The 14,490-nt window shown below is 71.0% G+C and carries 13 protein-coding genes; 4 read left to right on the top strand and 9 right to left on the bottom strand.

Annotated elements, in window-relative coordinates; genetic code table 11:
* Window positions 1-49: 49 nt before the first annotated feature.
* A complete protein-coding gene (locus tag ACQ5BE_RS07430) occupies window positions 50-1,393 on the bottom strand; it encodes a hypothetical protein (protein WP_430296381.1) in 1,344 nt (447 codons plus the stop codon).
* A 247-nt stretch (window positions 1,394-1,640) separates the two neighbouring features.
* Between ACQ5BE_RS07430 and efeO the strand changes: the two genes are divergently transcribed.
* Both efeO and efeB read left to right on the top strand, forming a co-directional pair.
* Window positions 1,641-2,561, top strand: coding sequence for an iron uptake system protein EfeO (efeO, locus tag ACQ5BE_RS07425; RefSeq protein ID WP_430296379.1), 921 nt, complete (start codon window positions 1,641-1,643; stop codon window positions 2,559-2,561).
* Between the two features lie 13 nt (window positions 2,562-2,574).
* The gene (gene efeB / locus ACQ5BE_RS07420) at window positions 2,575-3,858 is read left to right on the top strand and encodes an iron uptake transporter deferrochelatase/peroxidase subunit (RefSeq protein WP_430296377.1); all 1,284 of its coding nucleotides are present in this window, start codon (window positions 2,575-2,577) and stop codon (window positions 3,856-3,858) included.
* Window positions 3,859-3,893: 35 nt separating this feature from the next.
* On the opposite strand, the gene ACQ5BE_RS07415 is transcribed toward efeB, so the two are convergent.
* The 4 genes from ACQ5BE_RS07415 to ACQ5BE_RS07400 are packed head-to-tail and all read right to left on the bottom strand — an operon-like array spanning window position 3,894 to window position 7,322.
* Window positions 3,894-4,901 (bottom strand): ketopantoate reductase family protein, encoded by a 1,008-nt coding sequence (locus tag ACQ5BE_RS07415; RefSeq protein ID WP_430296376.1) that lies wholly within the window; start codon window positions 4,899-4,901, stop codon window positions 3,894-3,896.
* A 2-nt stretch (window positions 4,902-4,903) separates the two neighbouring features.
* Entirely contained in the window at window positions 4,904-5,782 is an 879-nt protein-coding gene (gene htpX, locus ACQ5BE_RS07410; RefSeq protein WP_430296375.1) for a zinc metalloprotease HtpX, read from the bottom strand.
* 17 nt (window positions 5,783-5,799) lie between these two features.
* Window positions 5,800-6,573 carry an alpha/beta hydrolase gene (locus ACQ5BE_RS07405; RefSeq protein WP_430296374.1) on the bottom strand — a complete coding sequence of 258 codons (774 nt, stop codon included), beginning with the start codon at window positions 6,571-6,573 and terminating at the stop codon, window positions 5,800-5,802.
* Window positions 6,570-7,322 (bottom strand): alpha/beta fold hydrolase, encoded by a 753-nt coding sequence (locus tag ACQ5BE_RS07400; protein ID WP_430296373.1) that lies wholly within the window; start codon window positions 7,320-7,322, stop codon window positions 6,570-6,572. The genes ACQ5BE_RS07405 and ACQ5BE_RS07400 overlap by 4 nt, the downstream gene beginning before the upstream one ends.
* A gap of 128 nt (window positions 7,323-7,450) precedes the next feature.
* On the opposite strand from ACQ5BE_RS07400, the gene ACQ5BE_RS07395 reads away from it, so the two are divergent.
* Entirely contained in the window at window positions 7,451-7,903 is a 453-nt protein-coding gene (locus tag ACQ5BE_RS07395; RefSeq protein WP_413248470.1) for a Fur family transcriptional regulator, read from the top strand.
* Between the two features lie 66 nt (window positions 7,904-7,969).
* A complete protein-coding gene (locus ACQ5BE_RS07390; RefSeq protein ID WP_430296371.1) occupies window positions 7,970-9,460 on the top strand; it encodes a catalase in 1,491 nt (496 codons plus the stop codon).
* A 93-nt stretch (window positions 9,461-9,553) separates the two neighbouring features.
* Here ACQ5BE_RS07390 and ACQ5BE_RS07385 read toward each other — a convergent pair whose 3' ends face one another.
* From ACQ5BE_RS07385 to ACQ5BE_RS07370, 4 genes are all read right to left on the bottom strand, one after another.
* A complete protein-coding gene (locus tag ACQ5BE_RS07385) occupies window positions 9,554-10,153 on the bottom strand; it encodes a TetR/AcrR family transcriptional regulator (protein ID WP_413248472.1) in 600 nt (199 codons plus the stop codon).
* Window positions 10,154-10,243: 90 nt separating this feature from the next.
* Window positions 10,244-11,758, bottom strand: a complete 1,515-nt coding sequence (locus tag ACQ5BE_RS07380) for an APC family permease (protein WP_430296370.1) — start codon at window positions 11,756-11,758, stop codon at window positions 10,244-10,246.
* A 105-nt stretch (window positions 11,759-11,863) separates the two neighbouring features.
* The gene (locus tag ACQ5BE_RS07375) at window positions 11,864-12,838 is read right to left on the bottom strand and encodes a hypothetical protein (RefSeq protein ID WP_430296369.1); all 975 of its coding nucleotides are present in this window, start codon (window positions 12,836-12,838) and stop codon (window positions 11,864-11,866) included.
* Window positions 12,839-12,950: 112 nt separating this feature from the next.
* The gene (locus ACQ5BE_RS07370; RefSeq protein ID WP_430296368.1) at window positions 12,951-14,399 is read right to left on the bottom strand and encodes an FAD-dependent oxidoreductase; all 1,449 of its coding nucleotides are present in this window, start codon (window positions 14,397-14,399) and stop codon (window positions 12,951-12,953) included.
* Window positions 14,400-14,490 lie beyond the last annotated feature (91 nt).

Raw genomic sequence — 14,490 nt, 5'->3', positions numbered from 1 at the left:
CCTGACGCATTCCAGGCGCTCTTGCACGTGGCGCCCTGCCGCCGGACTGTCAGCCGAGCATGGCGGTGAGGGCGTTGATGAGGGTGGATTCGACGCCGTTGGTGCCGGCGCGGAAGTGGGCGATGTGGCCGTAGACGGTCATGGAGCCGCCGGCGATGCCGGGGGCGTCGGTGTCCCAGCCGCCTTCGTAGCTGCCGGCGGTCATGTACGGGGAGAAGTACTCGTTGGTCGGGATGTAGCAGCAGGACTCGTTGGCGTAGCCGCCGATCCAGATCCCGGCCGATCCGCCGTATCTGGAGCGGAAGTAGGCCGCGTAGCCGCTGACCATCTCCCCGCCGACGAAGGCCATGCGCAGCGGGGTGCTCCCGCCGATGGTCCAGACCTGGAAGGGGGAGGGGACGCTGGTGGCCACGTTGCCGGAGTCGATCCTGGCCATCATCACCGCAGCGTGGCGCACGTAGTACGCCGGGAAGCCGCCGAGGTTGGGGAGCCTGGCCGCATATGCCGCGCGGACGGCGGCGAGGTTCCCGGCCGAGGTGTCGATCTCGAGGGGCAGGCCGACTTCCTGGTACTTGGTGGTGATCGGGCCGGTGAGGGCGCGGCCGGCGCTCTGGGCGGCGTTGAGGACGGCGGAGCCCAGCGAGTCGCCCCATTGGTCGCGCAGGGTCCAGCTCGGGGATCCTGAGGGGTTCTGGTCGCCGGCGGGGCCGAGGAGGAAGAGCGCGAAGGCGTCGGAGCGGTTCTCGATGTAGTTGCAGGCCCCGGCGGGGTAGTCGCCGTCGAAGAGGGAGCGGTCGCCCGCGGCGACGGGGTGCGAGCCGTAGCCGAAGATGATCGCCTCGGGTGTGCCGTTCGACCGCCGGCAGACGAGCACGGGCACGTCGGTCTCGACATAGCGCAGGCCAGCCCTATTCACCGACCAGGTCTGCTGGATGACCTGGTAGTCCAGGGTCACGTTGGTCTGCCCCGCGTTGAGCGCGCTCTGCGCGGCCTCGACGATCCGGTCCTCGAGCCAGGACGAGTAGGCCCGGATCTGGTCGAGCTGGACCATCCCATACGTCGTGAACGGGTGCAGCGCGTCGACGAGTGTGGGCCCGTTGTGCGTGTGGGTGGCCTGCAGCAGGATGTCCGCGGTTGCCCAGTTGGCGAGCGCGAGGAGCCGCGGGCGGATGCGCTGGTGCATCGCCCGCGGGATCGCCAGGACGTCGACGCTCAGGATCAGGCGCGGAGCGCCATTCTCCCGAACCACGACCGCGCGGGCCCACAGCGGCTGGTACGGGGTGCTGCTCGTCGCGAGTCGTCCGCCGTCCGGCGTGCCGTAGCCGGCCATATAGGGGTTGGAACTCAGGGTCGGCGTGATGTTGACCTTCGCCGTCGCCACAGTGAACGCCATGCGCGCTCCCCTCGGGTCTCTGCTTCGGGAGCGCGGCCACTCTCAGGCGCCCATCGGCATCTCGATGTCTGAAATCGCTCCATTAGACCACGCGGACCGGCAGCTCCCCTGCAGCCGGGGTGCGCCACGTGGCCGCGCCCTCACTCAATAGCGTACGAAACAGTTGCGTAATCGAGCCATGCGCCACTACTGTCCGAGTTAGGCAAGCCTCACCAAAGAAACGCATCCCCCCGACTGAAGGACAGCCATGCCCTCGACCGCCCAGCCGGCCGCACGCCGTCGTACGCGCCTCACCGCCCTCCGCTCCGCAGCCCTCGCCGCCATCGTCGCGGCGCCACTGACCCTCGCCGCCTGCGGCGGAGGCACGGCGACGCAGCCGGCGGCCTCGCCGCAGGCCACCACGTCCGCCGATGCCGAGACCGCCGCGCTGCTCGAGAAGGGCGAGGGGACCTTCACGACGTTCATCAAGGCCGAATCGGACAGGCTCCTTGAAGGAACCAAGGCCTTCGCCGCCGAGTTCGAGGAGGGCGACGTCGACAAGGCCCGCGCCCTCTACGCGAGCACCCGCATGCACTGGGAGCGGATCGAGCCTGCTGCCGAGAAGTTCAAGGAGTTCGACGCGAAGCTTGACACCCGCGAGGCGGACCTCGAGCCGGGCGAGGAATGGACCGGCTGGCACCGCGCCGAGAAGGACCTCTTCCCGCCGGCCGGCTACACGGCCATGACCAAGGCCGAGCGCGAGAAGATCGCCGACACGCTCGTCGCGGACACCGAGGGCCTTCACAGGAACATCGAGACGGTGACGTTCGAGTCCGCTGAGCTCGGCGCCGGCGCGAAGGAGCTCCTCGACGAGGTGGCCCGCGGCAAGGTCACCGGCGAGGAGGAGGCCTTCTCGCACACGGACCTGTGGGACTTCAGGGCCAACGTGGACGGCGCGAAGGCCGCCTACGAGGCCCTCAAGCCGGCCCTCGTCCGCAGCGACCCCGCCCTCGCCGCGGACCTCGACGCGAAGTTCGCCGCGGTCGATTCGGGGCTCGCGAAGCATGCCGCGGGCGATGGCTTCGTGGCCTACACCGAGCTCACGCCCGCGCAGGTCCACGAGCTGGCCGGCCTCGTCGACGCGCTCGGCGAGCCGCTCTCGAAGCTCACCGCGGCCGTCGCGGCGTGACGGGGGCCTCGGCATGACGCAGGGACGCACGACGCCGCCGCTCTCCCGCCGCGGCCTGCTCACCGCGGCGGGGGCGACCGGGGCGGGGGCAGCGGGCCTCGCGCTCGGCTGGGCGGGGCACGGCGCTGCCCTCGCGACGCCCGCGAGCGTGGTCGAGGACGTCATCCCCTTCCACGGGGAGCACCAGGCCGGCATCGTCACCCCCGCCCAGGACCGGCTGCACTTCGCGGCCTTCGACGTCGTCACCGACGAGCGCGCCGCGCTCGTGAAGCTGCTCGGGGACTGGACCGCTGCGGCGGAGGCCCTGACGGCCGGGCGCGAGACGGGCACCACGGGCGCGGCCGGGGGGCACCCGGCGGCCCCGCCCGAGGACACGGGCGAGGCCCTCGGCCTGTCCGCGTCCCGGCTGACCCTCACGTTCGGCTTCGGTCCGAGCCTCTTCGTCAAGGACGGCGCGCCGCGCTTCGGGCTCGAGGGCCGCCGGCCCGCGGCCCTGGCCGACCTGCCGCACTTCCCCGGCGACGCCCTCGAGCCCACCCGTACCGGCGGGGACCTCATGGTGCAGGCCTGCGCGGACGACCCGCAGGTGGCCGTGCATGCCGTCCGCAACCTCGCACGGATCGGCTTCGGCACGGTCCGCGTGCGCTGGTCCCAGCTCGGCTTCGGCCGCACCTCTTCGACGACCCGCTCGCAGGAGACCCCGCGCAACCTCTTCGGGTTCAAGGACGGAACCGCGAGCCTGCGCGCCGAGGACTCCGACCTGCTGCGCGACCATGTCTGGGCCGGCCCAGGGGAGAGGCCGGGCGAGGCGTGGATGGAGGGCGGCTCCTACCTGGTCGCGCGGCGGATCCGGATGCACATCGAGATCTGGGACCGCACGAGCCTGGGCGAGCAGGAGGCCCTCATCGGCCGGACAAAGGCCGCCGGCGGTCCGCTCTCGGGCGGCGGGGAATTCGAGGCACCCGATTTCGCCGCGATGGGAGCCAACGGGCGCCCGGCCATCGCAAAGGACGCCCACGCCCGCCTCGCGCACCCCGAGCAGAACAGGGGCGTGCGCATGCTCCGCCGCGGCTACAACTACACGGACGGCAGCGACGGCCTGGGGCACCTCGACGCCGGGCTGTTCTTCCTCGCGTACGTCACGGACCCGCGCACCCACTACGTGCCGATGCAGATGGCCATGGCGAAGTCCGACCGCCTCGCGCTCGAGTACCTCAAGCACACCGGCTCGGGCCTCTTCGCGGTGCCGCCGGGCGTGCGGCCGGGGGGCTTCATCGGGGAGGGGCTCTTCGCCTGACCCCCGGACAGCGGGGGCGGCAGCGGGGGCGCGGCTCAGCCGAGGCGCGCCGCGACCTCCGCGGGCGTGAAGAAGCGGCGGGTCCGCTCGACCCCGTGGACGAGCTCGGTGAGCGCGGCGTTGGCCGGCGCCTCCACGCCGACCGCGCGCGCCCGCTCCACCACGGCGCCGCTGAGGTAGTCGATCTCGGTCGGCATCCCGCGCTGGACGCTCTGCAGGGTCGAGCCGAGGACGGGCTCCGTGCCGAGCCGCCGCGCCATGATGCGGAGCAGGGCGCGTCCGACGGCGCGTGGCGCGGATCCGAGCACGGCAAGCGTGAGCGGGGTCATCCCCTCGAGCGAGCCGAATGCGATGCCCTGCCTGCGGCCCACGCGGATGGCTTCCCGGATGCTCTCCAGGACGATCGCCCGCAGCGTCCGGTCCCCGAGGGTGGCCTGCACGCTCATCCCGGTCACGGCGGGCATGGCGTTGATCTGGTTGACCACGAGCTTGGTCCACTGGCAGCCGAGGAAGTTCCGCACGGCCCGGGCCGGGATCCCCTCACCCAGCGCGCGGGCCGCGGCGACGGCGTCGGGGCTGGGCCCGCCGTCGCCGGCGCCGAGGTACAGCGGCCCGGGGACCAGGACACGCACGTCGCCGGGCGCCGGACAGTCCGCGCTGAAGAAGGCGATGGCCCCGACGGTGGGCGCGCCGGGCGTCCCCGCGCCGTGCCGGGCGGACTCCGCGCGCACCACGCCGTCGAGCCCGTTCTGCACGACGACGAGCGGGACGCCGTCGAGGAGCGCGGCATTCGCACGGATCGCCTCCTCCTCGTCCTGGGCCTTGACGCACAGCAGGGCGAGGTCGGGCCGCGTCGCGAGCCGTTCCGCGACCGCGACGCGGGCGACATGCTCGCCCCACGCCCCCGCCAGCCGGATCCCGCTGGCCCGGATCGCGGCGAGCCGCTCGCCGCGGGCCGTGGCCTCCACGGTGTGCCCGGCCCTGTCCAGCAGGGCCGCAAGGGTCGCACCGATCGCCCCGGCTCCGATGACAGCGATCCGCATCGTCAGCGTCCCAGCGTCCGGCCGGCCATCCCCTCGAGCCGGGCGATGCGCTCGGCCATGGGCGGATGCGTCGCGAAGAGCTTGGCCATCCCGGCGCCCCGGAACGGGTTCGCGATCATGAGGTGGGAGGTGTTGACGAGCTTCTGGTCCTGCGGGAGCGGCGCCATCCGCACGCCGCCCTCGATCTTGCGCAGCGCAGAGGCCAGCGCGAGCGGGTCGCCGGTGAGCTGGGAGCCGTCCTCGTCGGCGTCGTACTCCCGCGTGCGGGAGATCGCGAGCTGGATGAGCGAGGCCGCGAACGGCGCGAGGAGGCTCAGGGCCAGCAGGGCGATCGGGTTGACGTTCCGGTCCCGGTCGCTGCCGCCGCCGAAGAACATGGCGAACTGGGCGACGGAGGTGATGACGCCGGCCACCGCCGCAGCGATCGACGATGTGAGGATGTCGCGGTTGTACACGTGCATGAGCTCGTGGCCCAGGACCCCGCGCAGCTCGCGGGCGTCGAGCAGCTGCAGGATGCCCTCGGTGCAGCACACGGCAGCGTTCTGCGGGTTGCGGCCGGTCGCGAAGGCGTTCGGCGACTGCGTGGGCGAGACATAGATGCGGGGCATGGGCTGGTTGGCGCGCTGCGAGAGCTCCCGCACGATCTGGTAGAGCCCGGGCGCCTCCGCCTCGGTCACCGGGTAGGCCTGCATCGAGCGGAGCGCGATCTTGTCGCTGTTCCAGTAGCTGTAGAACGTCATCGCGAGGCCGATCGCCGCGAAGATCCAGATCGGGGCGGCGCTGCGCGTCCCGACTCCCACGAGCGCCCCGATGCCGAGAAGGACCGCCCAGAGCACGCCGAAGAGCGCCGCGGTCTTGAGTCCGTTGTTGTGGTTGTGCACCCTGACCTCCTGCTGTCTCAACGATCCGGCACGGGCCAGCAGTTCCATTCCCCGAGCACACCGTCCAGGAGCTCCAGGAAGGCGGGGTGGCCGAGGATGCGGAAGTGCCCCACGACCGGCAGGCGCACGTTCCTGGCACCCTCGAGTTCGGTGCCGCCCGAGACGATCGGGTCCACCGCGCCCGCCACGGAGACGATCCTGCTGTTGACCGACTGCTCCCTGGCGAGGGCCGCGAGCGCCGGCAGCGCCGGGTTGAAGGCCCGCAGCGAGGGGGTGGGCGCGAAGCGCGAGTACGGGTGGCCCGCGAACGGGGTGGAGGCCGCCACCATCCCGGCGGCGAGGCCGGGGTGCGACACCATCAGCTCCTTTCCGATGAGGCCGCCCTTCGAGTGCGCGACCACGAGCGCGTCCGCGATCCCGAGCTCCTCGAGGCGGTTCGCGACGAGGCCGGCCGATTCCTTCAGCGGGCGCAGGTTCCAGCCCAGCTCCTCGACGATGGCCACCTCGTGGCCGCGCCGCTCGAGCCACAGTCGCAGGGGGTCCATGAACGCGGCCGGCTCGTAGATCCCCGGGATGAGCACGACGGCGGGTGGGCGGCGCGCGCTCGGAGGCGCCGGCGTCGTGCGCACCACGCGCGTGCCGTCGGGTCCGACCGCAGCCGCCCCGCGGCGTCGTGTGCCGAGCGCACCCAACTGGCGGACGGTCACGTAGGCCGCGTCGCGGGCCAGTCCCTCGGCGAGCCATGCGGCCCGGCCGAGCCGCTGCCGCGGCTTCAGGTTCGACCGTCTCACGCCTTCTCCTCGGCGCGGTCCGCCTCCTGCACGATGCTGCGGGCGACTTCCGGGGCGCCGCGGAACATCAGGACATGGGCCTCCCGGTCCAGGACCGCGGTCCGCGCCGACCGGGCGAGGCTGGCGAGGGTGCGGAGCCAGGAGGGCGGGCTGATGGGATCGCGCCGACCGGACATGAGCAGGATGGGTGCCTCGACGAGCGGGATCCGCTGCTCGATCCGGTGCCGCATCATCTCGCGCAGGGTCCGCACGTACCAGGGGACGCCGCAGCGGATGTAGTCGCCGAGGACGATCGGCGTCACGCCGAAGGGCTCGATGATGCTGTCCCACGTCAGCCGGAGGGCCTGGCGCGGGACCGTGCGCTCGCGGACGTTGACGGTGGGCCCCAGCAGCACGATCGGGCGGGGGCTGGGCCGGTCGATGGCCATCTCGACGACCACTTGGGCCCCCATCGAGTGGCCGATGAGGACGGGGTCGCGGATACCGAGCGTGTCCAGGGCCTCCCAGGCCGTCTCTGCGAAGTCCTCGATGGAGAGGGGCCTGCGGGGCGTGAGCGACTTGCCGAAACCGGGGAGCTCGACCACGTGGACCCGGCCGTGCGCCGCGAGCACCTCGGCGAGCGGACGGTAGTAGAGCGACGAGACCCCGATGCCGTGCACGAGGACGTAGTCGCGGCTGCCCGCTCCGCCTGAGTAGACCCAGAGCTCGCGGCCGCCCTCGACCACCTGCCGTTCGCCGAACCGGCGCATGTGCCTCCCTCTCTCTGGCCGTCTCCCAAGACTAGCCACCGCCGACGGCCCGGGCTCCCAGCCACCCCACAGGATCGGTAAGGCCCGCCTTATTGTGAACTTGTCAAAATAAGTGCTTGAATGGAGCCATGCATCCGAGCTCAGAGCACACCGAATGGGCTTCGGCCCTGCGCGCTCACGGCCGACGCGTCACCAAGCAGCGTCTCGCCGTGCTCGACGCCGTCGAGGCCCACCCGCACTCGCCGGCCGACGCCATCCTCGCCGCCGCACGCGACGAGCTTCCGGACATCACCCCGCAGTCCGTGTACGTGGTGCTCGGCGACCTCACCGACCTCGGCATGCTGCGCCGCTTCGAGCCCCCGCACTCCCCCGCGCTGTACGAGACGCGCGTCGGGGACAACCACCACCACGCGATCTGCTCGGTCTGCGGCCGGGTCGAGGACGTGGACTGCGCCGTGGGCCATGCCCCCTGCCTCACCCCGAGCGACACGCACGGGATGACGATCATGATCGCCGACGTCACGTACGTGGGCATCTGCGCGGACTGCGCCGCGAAAGGGGCTCCCGCCCCCACGGCCTGAGCCGCCACGAGCTTTCCAGCCACACGACAACCAGTACAGGCGCGCAGCGCCTCGAGAAGGAGAGACATGACGCTCAACTACTCCACCACCCAGTCCGGGGCGCCGGTCGTCTCGGACGCCCACGCGCAGTCCGTCGGCGCCGACGGTGCGATCATCCTCACCGACCACTACCTGGTCGAGAAGCTCGCGCAGTTCAACCGCGAGCGCGTCCCGGAGCGCGTCGTCCACGCCAAGGGCGGCGGGGCGTTCGGCGTCTTCAAGACCACTGAGGACGTCTCGGCGTACACGAAGGCGGCGTTCCTGCAGCCCGGCGAAGAGACCGAGATGCTCATCCGCTTCTCCTCGGTGGCCGGAGAGAACGGCTCCCCCGACACCTGGCGCGACCCGCGCGGCTTCGCGGTGAAGTTCTACACGAGCGAGGGCAACTACGACCTCGTCGGCAACAACACCCCGGTGTTCTTCATCCGCGATGGCATCAAGTTCCCCGACTTCATCCACTCCCAGAAGCGCCTCCCGGGCAGTCACCTGCGCGACGCCGACATGCAGTGGGACTTCTGGACCCTCTCCCCTGAGTCCGCGCACCAGGTCACCTGGCTCATGGGCGACCGCGGCCTCCCGAAGACCTGGCGGCACATGCAGGGCTACGGCTCGCACACCTACCAGTGGATCAACGCCGCGGGCGAGCGCTTCTGGGTGAAGTACCACTTCCACACGAACCAGGGCGTCGAGAACCTCACCGGCGAGGAGGCCGAGCGCCTGGCCGGCGAGAACGCCGACTACTACATCCAGGACCTCTACGAGAACATCGCCGAGGGCAACTTCCCCAGCTGGGACCTCTTCGTCCAGGTCATGCCGTACGAGGACGCCAAGACGTACCGCTACAACCCATTCGACCTGACCAAGGTGTGGTCCAAGAAGGACTACCCGCTCATCAAGGTCGGCACGATGGAGCTCAACCGGAACCCGGAGAACTACTTCGCGCAGATCGAGCAGGCTGCCTTCGCGCCGTCGAACTTCGTCCCGGGCATCGCCGCCTCGCCGGACAAGATGCTCCAGGCGCGCATCTTCTCCTACGCGGACGCGCACCGCTACCGCGTGGGCACGAACCACGCGCAGCTGCCGGTCAATGCCCCGAAGAACGAGGTCCGCAACTACAGCCAGGACGGCGCGGGGCGCATCACCTTCAACTCCCCGAGCACCCCGGTGTACGCGCCGAACTCCGTGGGCGGCCCCGCCGCGATCGAGCCCGCTGCCGGCACCGTGGGCGGCGGCTGGGAGAACGACGGCGCGCTGACCCTCGCCGCGCACTCGCTCCACGCCGAGGACGGCGACTTCGTCCAGCCGGGCATCCTCTACCGCGAGGTGTTCGACGACGGCGAGCGCGCCCGCTTCCTCTCCACCATCGCCGGGGCGGTCGGGGGCGTGAAGAGCCCGGAGATCAAGGAGCGCGCGATCCAGTACTGGACGAACGTCGACTCCGAGCTGGGCGCCAAGCTCCGGGTGGAGCTCGGCCGCCAGGACGTCTCCCAGGCAGAGGCGGCCAACAAGATCGGCTGACGCCTCAGCCGCTGAAGGGGCCCCGTTCACAGTGAACGGGGCCCCTTTCGCGTCCGCGGCAGGCCGGCGGACGCGGCGCTCAGGAGGCGGCGCTCAGGACGCCGCGCTGCGGGCCGGCGCCGAGAGCTGCTGAACGAACGCCTCGGCGATGAGGTCGAAGGACTCCAGAACGGCCCGGCGCTCCCCGGTGATGACGAAGTCGTACAGGAGCCCCATGATCGCGCCGACGTAGGTGCGCGCAACCGACGCAGCCTGCGCCGCGGGCACTCCCTGCGACACGAGCCAGCCCGCCAGGAAGGCCCGCCAGTGCTCGTAGGCGTCCACGCCTGCCCTGCGCGGGTTCTCGGCCACGACGTCCTGCACCGACGCCTCGAACTCGAGGCGCTGGAGGTGCCGCCCGCGGTGGTCGAGCGAGAGCTCGAACGCGCGGCGCGCCCACGCGACGAGGTCCGCCCGGCCCGTCCGGGGGATGCCGTCGGCCTCGATGCTCTGGAAGCGCTGGGTGATCCCGCGGATGATCTCACCCACGAGCTGGTCGCGGTTGCCGAAGTGGTAGACGAGGACGTAGCTGCTGATGCCGAGTCCCTCGGCGAGTCGACGGAACGTCAAGTCAGCGAGCGTCGAATCCAGCAGATAGTCAAGGATCTGCTCGAGGAGCTCCTGCTTGCGTTCCGGCCGTGGAGGTCGTGCCATGCCTCTATCCTAGACAGGAACGCTCACCTTTGTGACAGATCCTGCAAAACGAGTCATCGTTCAGTTCATACCCAGGGCCGCACCCGAGGGCTAGCCCCGGGCCTCGGGCTGGGCAACGGCGTCCCTCTCACGCGCGAAGCGCTCGTTCAGCCGCGAGTGCCGCTGCCCGTAGAGGAAGTAGATCGCAAGGCCCACGACAAGCCAGACGGCGAAGTAGATCCAGGTCTCCACCGCGAGGTTGGTCATGAGGTAGAGGCACAGGATCGCCGAGACCACCGGCACGACCTTGCCGAACGGCACCCGGAAGGCGGGCTTGAGGTCGGGGCGCTTCCGGCGCAGCACGAGGATGCCCAGGCTGACGACGACGAACGCCGAGAGCGTCCCAATGTTGATCATCTCCTCGAGCACGTCCACGTTCGTCAGGCCGGCGACCAGGGCGACCGCCGCACCGCAGATGACCTGCAGGCGGGCCGGCGTCGCGCGCTTCTCGCTCGTCACCGACAGGGCACGGGGAAGCAGCCCGTCGCGGCTCATCGCCAGGATCACCCGGGCCAGGCCCATGAGGAGGACCATGATGACGGTCGTGAGGCCCACGAGCGAGCCGAAGGCGATGACCTTGGCAGCGTCCGTGTTGCCGACAGCCTCGAAGGCCGTGGTCAGAGTCGGCGCCTTCGCCTCGGCGAGCGTGGTGTACGGCACCATGCCGGTGAGCGCGAGCGAGACGAGGATGTACAGGAGCGTCACGAGCGCGAGGCCGCCGAAGATGCCGCGCGGCAGCGTCTTCTGGGGGTTCTTGACCTCTTCGGCGCTCGTGGCCACGACGTCGAAGCCGATGAACGCGAAGAAGACGAGCGCGGCGCCGCCGAACACACCGAAGAGCCCGTACTGGGCAGGCGCGGAGCCGGTGAGGAAGGAGAAGAGCGACTGCTGGAGGACCTCGGTCCCGCCAGTGCCCTTCGTGGCGACGGCGTCGGGGATGAACGGGGCGTAGTTCTCGGCCTTGACGTAGAAGAAGCCGACCACGATCACGAACAGCACGACGGCGACCTTGATCACCGTGAACACGTTGCCGACGCGGGCCGAGAGCTTGGTGCCGAGCACGAGGAGGACCGTGAAGATCGCGACGATGAGGAAGGGGCCCCACACGAGCTCGACCGGCCCGAGCTGGATGCTCGGGGGGACGTCGAGTCCGGCGAGCGAGAACACCTTGCTGAGGTAGATGCCCCAGTACTTGGCGATCACCGCGGCGGCCGTGAAGAGCTCGAGGATGAGGTTCCACCCGATGATCCAGGCGAGGAGCTCGCCCATCGTGGCGTAGGTGAAGACGTACGCCGATCCCGCAACGGGGATCGCGGTGGCGAACTCGGCGTAGCACATGATGGCCAGGGCGCACGTGACGGCAGCGATGGCGAAGGACAGCGTCACCGCGGGACCGGCGAAGTTCGCGGCGGCCTTGGCGCCCACGGAGAAGATCCCGGCGCCGACGGCGACGGCGACGCCCAGGATCATGAGGTCCCACGTGCTCAGGGACCGCTTGAGTCTGCGGCCGGGCTCGTGCGAATCGGCGATCGTGGTCTCGATCGGCTTCGTTCGGAGGATCTGCATACCAGACTCCTGGTGTTCAGGGGGATGACACAAACCCGTCAACTGTACGCGTCCAGCACGCGAGACCTTCAGAACGTCTCAGCATGCGAGATATAGGGGGCGTGGTCAGCCCCCGGCGTGCGGTGTCCCGAAGGTCACGGAGGCGGCGGCGCCGGCCATGGCAGCCGTCGCGGTGATGCCGTCCTGCGACTGCCCCGGAGCGCTCCAGACGACCCTGACCGGCGGCAGCGCGCCGCCGTTCAGCACGCCGGCGTGCCTGCACTCGAGATCCCCTGGCCTCTCGGCCTGGCAGGTCCAGCCCTCGGCGCTCACCGCCATGGACCCGGTCGCTGCCGCAGGGTACACGATGGAGAGCGTCACCGTGGCTGGCGGCCGCTGGTCCCCGGCCGGATCGGCGGAGACGCTGAAGGTGTCGGTCCGCATCCCGGTGGCGGCGTCCCAGGCCTGCACGAGGGTGCCGGAGAGGACGTAGGAGGGGCTGGGCGTCGGGGTCGGTGGCTGCGCCGTGCTCGGCGGGGACGCACCCGGCTCGGTGGTCGTCGGGGTCGGCGCGGCAGAGGCAGGTGGGAGTTCGGGCGTCCTTCCGGCCGACGGCGGTCCGGCGGGCTCAGCGGGCGACGACGGCGCGCCGGTCTGCGTCGGCGTGGGAGATGGTGATGCAGTGGCCGGCGCCGTCGGGGATGCCGAGGGCGTGGCAGCCACGGCGGGCGGCGCGGTGGGCAGCACGGGGGCAGGCGACGCCGCCTTGGCCGGCAGTTCCGGCAGGGAGATGCCCGGGAGCGCATCAGGCGTCATCGTGCTGGAGGGATCGGGGACGATCGTCGGTGCCACGGCGGGCACGGGGGCTCCCACGATGGTCGGCGCGTCGACCGCAGGGATGGCCTGCGGCGTCGGGCTCCCCTGACGCGGCCCGGTGGCCAGGGCGACGGCGACCACGGCTGCCCCTACCGCGCCGGCGAGGACGGCGTTGCCGACCCCGGCCCTCCAGCGGACGCGGCGCAACCGCGCGCGGGCGCCCGAGGCGCGTGCCGCGGGGGACGCCGCCGCTGCGCCGCTTCCGTGCCGGGCGGTCACTGCCATCGGCGCGTCCTTCCCCCGGTCCCTTCCGCGGACTGCGGCAGAGGCTAGAGCCGATTCTAAGCCCGGCCGGCGCGGGCGTTACCTCCCGGTGCAGGACCGATCGGAGGGCGGGTCAGCCGACGTTCTTGCGCGAGATGCGCACCATGTCCTCGCGCGGCACGACCTTGACCCGCTCCCGGGTGACCCGCTCGCCCTCGGCCCCGGCCTGGCCGTCGGCCGCCTGTCCGGCCCACGCCTGGCCGAGGGCCCGCTCATGGGCGTCGAGCTCGTTCCAGCCGGCCCATGTGGTGTACTCGACGCCCCGTTCCTCGAGCAGCGCGATGATCGCATGCTCGTCGGGGTTCTCGGCCGGCGGCAGGGAGTCCCGGTCCTCGAGGAGGCAGCCGATGGTCTCGAGCGCGTCGCCCTTGGTGTGGCCGATGAGGCCCACGGGGCCGCGCTTGATCCACCCGGTCGTGTAGATGCCCACCAGGGGGTTGCCGTCCTCGTCGAGGACACGCCCGCCCTCGTTGGGGATCACGCCGCGGCGCTCGTCGAAATGGATCTCGGCGAGCTCGGACCCGCGGTACCCGATGGCCCGGTACACCGCCTGCACCGGGTAGTCCTCGAACGTTCCGGTCCCGCGGACGTTGCCGGTGCCGTCGAGCTCCATACGCTCGAAGCGGATCCCTGCGACCTTCCCCGGCGTCTCGGGCGAGTCGTAGATCTCCACCGGGCTCTGCAGGAAGTGAAGGTGCAGGCGGCGGGACGCCCCCGTGTCCTGGTCCTCCGCGATCCAGTTGGCGAGCGTGTTGACCATGGTCTTGACCTGGTTGTTCGTCTTGATCGCCTCGTCGGAGGCGTCGTCGAACTCGAAGTCCTCGGGGTAGAGGACGATGTCCACGTCGCGCGAGTGCGAGAGCTCGCGCAGCTCGAGGGGGGTGAACTTCACCTGGGCCGGACCGCGGCGGCCGAACACGTGCACGTCGGTGACCGGGCTGGCCTTGAGGGCGCGGTAGACGTTGTCCGGGATCTCGGTCACGAGCAGGTCGTCGGCGTGCTTCGAGAGCATCCGGGCGACGTCGAGCGCCACGTTGCCGTTGCCGATGACCGCGACCTCCTTCGCCGTCAGCGGCCAGTCGCGGGGGACATCCGGGTGGCCGTCGTACCACGAGACGAAGTCCGCGCCGCCGAAGGAACCCTCGAGCTCGACGCCCGGAATCTCGAGCGGTGCGTCCTTGAGCGCGCCGGTCGCGAAGATCACGGCATCGTAGAAGCCGCGGAAGTCCTTCAGCGTGAGGTCCCGCCCGTAGGTGACGTTGCCGATGAAGCGGATGTCGCCCCGGTCCAGGACCTTGTGCAGCGCGTTCACGATGCCCTTGATGCGGGGATGGTCCGGCGCCACGCCGTAGCGGATCAGCCCGTACGGCGCCGGGTACTGGTCGAACAGGTCGATGCTGACCTCGACGTCGCCGTCCTTGACCTCGTTCGACTTGGTCAGGATGTCCGCCGCGTACACCCCGGCTGGGCCGGCACCGATGATGGCGACGCGCAGCGGGCGGGAAGCGGGAGCCTCAGGCACTTCAGTTCCTTCCGGACGGGATGCAGGCGGCGGCGGACCGCGCACAACGCCCCAGTCTAGTTCCCAGCGTTCACCGGCGCTTCACACGTCG

Source organism: Sinomonas sp. B1-1, from assembly GCF_050474465.1.
Classification (GTDB): domain Bacteria; phylum Actinomycetota; class Actinomycetes; order Actinomycetales; family Micrococcaceae; genus Sinomonas; species Sinomonas flava.
The sequence above is the reverse complement of the archived record's forward strand: the minus strand, read 5'-3'. Positions and strand labels throughout refer to the sequence as shown.

Bases quoted from the DNA above. Each gene is read 5' to 3' on its own strand.
- ACQ5BE_RS07415 (WP_430296376.1), bottom strand. From the start codon at position 4,901: ATGCGGATCGCTGTCATCGGAGCCGGGGCGATCGGTGCGACCCTTGCG.
- ACQ5BE_RS07375 (WP_430296369.1), bottom strand. From the start codon at position 12,838: ATGGCAGTGACCGCCCGGCACGGAAGCGGCGCAGCGGCGGCGTCCCCC.
- ACQ5BE_RS07430 (WP_430296381.1), bottom strand. From the start codon at position 1,393: ATGGCGTTCACTGTGGCGACGGCGAAGGTCAACATCACGCCGACCCTG.
- efeO (WP_430296379.1), top strand. From the start codon at position 1,641: ATGCCCTCGACCGCCCAGCCGGCCGCACGCCGTCGTACGCGCCTCACC.
- ACQ5BE_RS07380 (WP_430296370.1), bottom strand. From the start codon at position 11,758: ATGCAGATCCTCCGAACGAAGCCGATCGAGACCACGATCGCCGATTCG.
- ACQ5BE_RS07395 (WP_413248470.1), top strand. From the start codon at position 7,451: ATGCATCCGAGCTCAGAGCACACCGAATGGGCTTCGGCCCTGCGCGCT.
- efeB (WP_430296377.1), top strand. From the start codon at position 2,575: ATGACGCAGGGACGCACGACGCCGCCGCTCTCCCGCCGCGGCCTGCTC.
- ACQ5BE_RS07400 (WP_430296373.1), bottom strand. From the start codon at position 7,322: ATGCGCCGGTTCGGCGAACGGCAGGTGGTCGAGGGCGGCCGCGAGCTC.
- ACQ5BE_RS07385 (WP_413248472.1), bottom strand. From the start codon at position 10,153: ATGGCACGACCTCCACGGCCGGAACGCAAGCAGGAGCTCCTCGAGCAG.
- ACQ5BE_RS07390 (WP_430296371.1), top strand. From the start codon at position 7,970: ATGACGCTCAACTACTCCACCACCCAGTCCGGGGCGCCGGTCGTCTCG.